The sequence below is a fragment of the Faecalibacillus sp. genome (assembly GCF_047023275.1).
Lineage (GTDB): Bacteria > Bacillota_I > Bacilli_A > Erysipelotrichales > Coprobacillaceae > Faecalibacillus.
On record NZ_JBKYAR010000009.1, the window covers coordinates 22,952 to 29,041 of the forward strand.

The following is a 6,090-nucleotide window of genomic DNA, read 5'->3' on the forward strand; positions in this document are numbered from 1 at the left end:
TAACTATAAGTTATGAGGTGATTGTATGAATATTAAACAACTTGAATATTTTGTTGATTTAAGTGAAACACTTAATTTTACAAAAACAGCGCAAAATTTTTATATTAGTCAAACTGCTATTACCAAACAAATTCAATGTTTAGAAAAAGATTTAGGAATCCCTTTATTTAAAAGAAGTAAGAAGTCTGTAGAACTAACAAATGAAGGTATCCTTTATTTACCTTATGCTAGAAAAATCTTAGATGATGTTGCTTTAAGTTATCAAATTATCGAAGAATACCAAAAAGGTAATCAAGGAAGTATTTCTATTGGCTTTATTAAAGCTTTAGATGATGAACTTCTTTTAAAGTTATTACAAAAAATAAAAGATCATTTCCCACACATTGATCTTCATTATAAAGCTTATTCACATCTTGAATTACTTCAACTCTTTAAAGAAAGAAAATTAGATGCCATTATTACTTTCGAATATCCTGAAATAAAAGATTATCAACATCTTCTATTAAAAACATGTCATTTAAGAAAGTATTATCATCAAAATTGTTCACTTGATTCTTTAAAACTTATTTATGATGTTCGTCAAGAATCTATGGAACATCATGAAATAGAACAAACACTTTTAAAAGTATGTTTAAAAGAAGGATATGCAATTTTACATGATTTTATCGAATCAAATCAATACTCTAAATATCTTCAATACCAAGATTTAGATATCTTTTCTCCTATCTCTTTATACTATCATGAAGATTCTACCAATAAGATTTTAAAAAATATTCTTCAACTTATAGAAAAAGGATAGCCTTGCTATCCTTCTATATTTGTAACCAATTCTACAAGTTGTTCATATTCAAAATATTTTTCTGTTTCTGCAACAATTTCTTTTCTTAAACCAATTAATCCAATTAAGTTAGGAATTGCCATACACCCATTGACAATATCTGCTAAGACAAAGATAAATTCTAAAGACATAAATGGTCCAATTGCAATAAATATAATATAAACAATTTTATAAATTTTTACCGCTTTTAAACCTTTAAGATAGTACATACATCTTTCACCGTAATAGTTCCATCCAATAATGGTTGTAAAAGCAAAGAAAACAAGACCAATATTGACAATATATTTACCAATTAATGGAATAAATAATCCCACTGAAAATGCATGTGTTGTCATCGCTGCACCATCTAATCCTGTTGTATAAGATTGTGTCAACACGATAGCAAGACCTGTCATTGTACAAATCACAACTGTATCAATAAATGTTCCTGTCATTGAAACAAGTCCTTGTTCAACACAAGAATCTGTTTTAGCGGCAGCAGCCGCAATTGGTGCACTTCCAAGACCACTCTCATTTGAGAAAATACCACGACTAATTCCTTTTTGCATGGCAATAACCATAGTAATTCCTGTTCCTCCACCAAATACTGCTTGTGGGGTAAAAGCTGACTTAATAATTAAAGCAATAGTACTTGGTAATACTGTAATATGTGACACAAGTATTAAAACAACCCCTCCAATGTATAAAACGCACATAAATGGAATAACTTTTTCTGCCACCGAAGCAATTCTTTTGATTCCTCCAATGGTAATAAAAGCAACTGCAATTGTTAGAAGAATTGCTGTTACATAACGTGGAACACTAAGTGACATTGAAAGTCCATCAGAAATTGATTTTACTTGCGTAAATGTACCAATTCCAAGTAATGCTACAGATACACCAAAGAAAGCAAAAATCTTCGCAAGCAAAGGACTATGAAGACCCTTTTCTAAATAATACATTGGCCCTCCCGCAATTTCACCATTTTCATCTTTTTGACGATAACGAATCGCAAGTAATCCTTCGGCATATTTAGTTGCCATTCCAAAGAAAGCTGAAATCCACATCCAAAATAAGGCACCTGGCCCTCCTGCCGCAATTGCAGTAGCGACACCGACAATGTTTCCTGTCCCTATCGTTGAAGAAAGTGCAGTACATAAAGCTTGAAAGCTACTGACGTCTCCATCTCCTTCTTGTTTTTTAAAGATGCATTTAAAAGCAAATTTTAATTTTGTAAGCTGAATCAATCTTAATTTGAAAGTAAAGTAAATACCTGTCCCTAATAATAGACAAATAAGTGGTAATCCCCATACATAATCATTAATTTGTTTTAATATTTGTGTTAGTAATTGCATAAAAAAACTCCTCCTAATAAATTAGTCGGAATTAATAATGAAAAAATACTATTTAGCCACTGTCCTTTTACCTGAGAGTTTCACCCTAATGGGTTTGCTCCTTCGGTGTTCAATTCAATGAATCTCTCCAATGGTTCGTCCAATAGCGATCCTTTTACCTGAAATCTTTAATTCTTCGGTGTTCTTGTAGAATCTCTTTCGCCATTATCATCCGATATACGTTCTCATTATATCAAATTGTATACAATTGTAAACATTTATTTTATAAATATTATTTGTTATAATGCACATATGAAAAAAAATAAATATTTAATACTTACAATAATTTGGATGCTTTTTATCTTTGTGATGTCACAAACTCCAGGAAACGATTCTTCTAAACAAAGTAATTTTATTGTGGATATCATTATTCACATTCTACCAATTACTGTTAAACCGCAGATTTAACACACCACACAACCGCAAATTATATTAACCATTAATTTATCATTTTGTATTAATGACCGCACACTATTCAATCTGTTCAATTATGAATATAATAAAAAGATGCACCTGTTACAGTACATCTCTACTATAATCTCTTTCTGAATAAACTGCTTTTATGGCGTAGGCAATCTTTAAACTCATATCCTCATCTTTTATCTTTTCACAGATTGCATTTGAATTCCAAAATATATCTGTTGGATGTGCCAGTTCCACATCTATATCATAATCTGTAATACAGATATTCCATTGTGACAACAGATGCTCCAGATAACATCTCAATTTTTGATTGTTCATTTCGATTTCAAATTCATAAAACGGTGTGATATGAAGATATGTGATTTCTCCAACAGTTTTTTCTCCATCCTTGTTTTTAAATATGTAATCCATAATCTATCCAAGCATCAGCTCTTTGCTTGCCTCCATAATAAGTTCGCTGTCAATTACTTCCTTGTTATAATGCATTGAAAGTATAAGACTTTTATTGATGAGCAGGTTCAATGTTCTTACTGATGTATTCATCAATGAATATAATGTATGATAACACTCATCTTTGAAAAGATCACTTCGGCAGTTTACTGACTGCAATCTCGAAATAACATAATTTTTGACTTCTTCTTCATTGAAACCTGTAAATGTATAATTCATATTGATACGCTGTCTGAATGGTTCCAGTGCTTTCAGACGCAGCGTTCTCAAAAATTCATTCTGTCCTACAAATATAAGTGTACAGTAATCTTTTGAGTCATAATCAAAATTCATAAGCATGATAAATTCCCTCAATACTTCTTTTCTTAAAAACTGTGCTTCATCAATCGCAATAATGACTTCCATTTTATTTTCTGATGTCAGTCTTTTGAGTTCATCCTGAATCTGATTGAACATCTGTGACTTTTTTGTTGTTTCTTCTAGACCAAGTGCATCATTGAGCATGCGGTAAAAATCAATAGCTGTAATAGTAGTCATACATATATAGATGACAACATAGCGATTTGGATTGAGTGCTTCCAGTGTTTTTCTGAGGCATGTTGTCTTGCCCATCCCTGGACTGCTTAAAAATACACCAATCCCTCTTGATCTGATAATAAATTCAAGTCTGTTAGTCATTTGATTAAAATCGTTGGATGTAAAAAGTGTTGAAACAGTTGCATCTTTAGTAAATGGATTTTTATCCATCCCATAATAAGTTGTCATTTCCATCAGTAAATGATCTCCTCTCTTCTTGTTTTTCCATTTTCAATTCGATCCGTTCTTTTTAAAGGAACTTTTTTCTTTTGGGCTATGTCATAAAGATAAGTTCCCTCAAAGGTTCTTGGATTATAACGAATAATGACTCTCATTCCTATATAGACAGATGGAACATCAAAAAGCTGATTATCCACCAATACGGTTGAATCGCCATTGACCTTTCTGGTTGTTTCATGAAGAAATACATCATCAAGCCATGGTACATAATCAACAGGTGATTTGTTTGCCAGTCTTGATACCTCAATATCCTTCATATCATACATATAACGTTCAAGAGGCGTATGATTGTCATTTTCATCTTCCTTCAATGATGAATGGATCGTTCTGTTATATTCATTGATCCATTTATTCAGATCATTGTTCAGCTGACCAAGAGAATGGTAGTCACTTCCGTTATGTACATCCATAAATCGCATCTTCATTGTATGAAAGAACCTTTCAATCAAAGCCTTTCCAGTTGGCGAATATGGAGGATTATAAATAATCTTGGTCCCAAGTCTGGCTTCTATTTCCTTTGTACTTTTATTTTTATAGCTGCTGCCGTTATCAAGAATAATGACCTTACTTCTCCCATATCTTAAAACGGCATCATGCCATACTTTTTGAAAATTGATGGCATTATCATTGAAAAAGAATTCAGCACCAACGATCATTCGAGAATGATTGTCGATGATGGCAATCAGATATGTTTTCCTGTAAATATTTTCTTCATCATAAATATAGAACGTATGGCAGGTATCTGCCTCATAGCCATCACATGAATGGGCAAATTCCCACGTTCTTCTTTCTCTGGTCAATGTTTCACCATTTCCATTTCTCAGGCCACTGTTTCTGATATAACGTTGTATCGTATCTACGGAACAGTCACCCTTGTTTAAAACACCATCTTCAATCATTTTTTCATAGATCATGACTCCTGTGATTTTAGGGTACTGATTAATGAGACTGGCAATATATTCTTTATGTTCTTCATCCAGCTTTCTTACTCTGCCAAGATCCAGTCGATCTTTGGGCATCAGCCCATCAAAACCATTTTTTCTGTATTTATAGAGCCACCATTTCATCGTCTGATCAGAAAACTTTCTTTTTGTACCATCAGGCCAGTCGATTTCACGTTTTGAAACGCGTTTAAAATAGGCACTTATCGAATCATCAGTAAAAGTTCGTGATACAACAGGTGCAATGAATGAAAACTTTATCTGACCAATAAGTTTTCTGAATTCATAACTGTCTGTATTTTGTCCGTTCATATATTTTCCTCCTCAATATTGAGTATAGTATGAGAAAAATACAGGAAACATTGCCAACTTATTTATTTGAAGAAAACAATAAAAAGATCAGGGACCGTGATTGAATAATTTGCGGTCATATTGAAAAAGAGTATGAAGACCGATATCAAAGAGATCATGTATGATATCATGAAAATCATATATCAGATGAATAAAAAAATGCATGTGGTATCTGTTTTTTAAGGAAGTAAAAATTCTAAGATAACAGTTGTATTTGAAAATCCACCTGTAGAGTGTGGAAATGGATATCTGAAAAATATCGCATATTTTCTCAACAGTAAAAGAAGTAAAAAATTTTGTGGAAAGGACTTTAAGAATAAAAAATAAAGAGAATGATGAATGTGGTATGAAAACAGAATTGGGAAGAACAGCATGAAAATGCCCATCATTTTTACAATATAAAACAGGTATCGTAATCATATCGTCATGAACAGTATTACGAAAATAAATATAATGACGGCTATAGCTTTTAAAATAGACAAGATTGGATGATTTACATGACAAGTCATTGTGGGTATGAACTGAAGAAAGATTGACGTAATTAAGACAGTAGGATTCAATCTTTTCAATTTGATCAGAAACAGGCTGATTGAAAAAACTGTAATTTTGTGAAGTAAAGGCATGCTTGATAATCAGTGAAAAATCTTGTATCATAATTCATGTATCATCAGTATCAACTGACGATTGAAAAGGAACAGTGTTAGAGGGGTAGGATACTTTAACGGGCTGTTTCTTTTCTTTTTCCTTTCGTAATTTTCATAATTAAATAGTACTATAAATACAAAATAAAAAACAGGTGGAGATTTTGCGTTTTATAACGGCATAATGTTCCATCTGTTTATTATTTTATTTTGCAGTTTTATTTTGTTTTTAGATGTATTCAGTTTGCGGTTTAACA

The 6,090-nt window shown here is 31.9% G+C and carries 5 protein-coding genes and 1 riboswitch; of the genes, 1 reads left to right on the forward strand and 4 read right to left on the reverse strand.

Translation table 11 applies throughout. The features are described from left to right. Positions 1-25: 25 nt before the first annotated feature. Complete coding sequence (locus ACLVEP_RS04335) at positions 26-799, forward strand: LysR family transcriptional regulator (RefSeq protein ID WP_412583080.1); 774 nt, start codon at positions 26-28, stop codon at positions 797-799. Between the two features lie 5 nt (positions 800-804). Here ACLVEP_RS04335 and ACLVEP_RS04340 read toward each other — a convergent pair whose 3' ends face one another. The 4 genes from ACLVEP_RS04340 to ACLVEP_RS04355 form a co-directional block, all read right to left on the reverse strand. Then, complete coding sequence (locus ACLVEP_RS04340; RefSeq protein WP_412583082.1) at positions 805-2,172, reverse strand: alanine/glycine:cation symporter family protein; 1,368 nt, start codon at positions 2,170-2,172, stop codon at positions 805-807. Between the two features lie 49 nt (positions 2,173-2,221). After that, positions 2,222-2,313: riboswitch (glycine riboswitch) on the reverse strand. Positions 2,314-2,727: 414 nt separating this feature from the next. After that, complete coding sequence (locus tag ACLVEP_RS04345; RefSeq protein WP_227352335.1) at positions 2,728-3,045, reverse strand: hypothetical protein; 318 nt, start codon at positions 3,043-3,045, stop codon at positions 2,728-2,730. Between the two features lie 3 nt (positions 3,046-3,048). Next, on the reverse strand, positions 3,049-3,855 hold the full coding sequence (locus ACLVEP_RS04350) for an ExeA family protein (protein WP_227352334.1): 807 nt from the start codon (positions 3,853-3,855) through the stop codon (positions 3,049-3,051). Then, positions 3,855-5,153, reverse strand: a complete 1,299-nt coding sequence (locus tag ACLVEP_RS04355) for a DDE-type integrase/transposase/recombinase (RefSeq protein ID WP_227352333.1) — start codon at positions 5,151-5,153, stop codon at positions 3,855-3,857. Before ACLVEP_RS04355 ends, ACLVEP_RS04350 begins: the two co-directional genes overlap by 1 nt. Between the last annotated feature and the right edge of the window lie 937 nt (positions 5,154-6,090).

Excerpts from the sequence above, each read along its gene's own strand:
- ACLVEP_RS04335 (WP_412583080.1), top strand. The coding sequence starts at position 26 with ATGAATATTAAACAACTTGAATATTTTGTTGATTTAAGTGAAACACTT.
- ACLVEP_RS04340 (WP_412583082.1), bottom strand. The coding sequence starts at position 2,172 with ATGCAATTACTAACACAAATATTAAAACAAATTAATGATTATGTATGG.
- ACLVEP_RS04345 (WP_227352335.1), bottom strand. The coding sequence starts at position 3,045 with ATGGATTACATATTTAAAAACAAGGATGGAGAAAAAACTGTTGGAGAA.
- ACLVEP_RS04350 (WP_227352334.1), bottom strand. The coding sequence starts at position 3,855 with ATGGAAATGACAACTTATTATGGGATGGATAAAAATCCATTTACTAAA.
- ACLVEP_RS04355 (WP_227352333.1), bottom strand. The coding sequence starts at position 5,153 with ATGAACGGACAAAATACAGACAGTTATGAATTCAGAAAACTTATTGGT.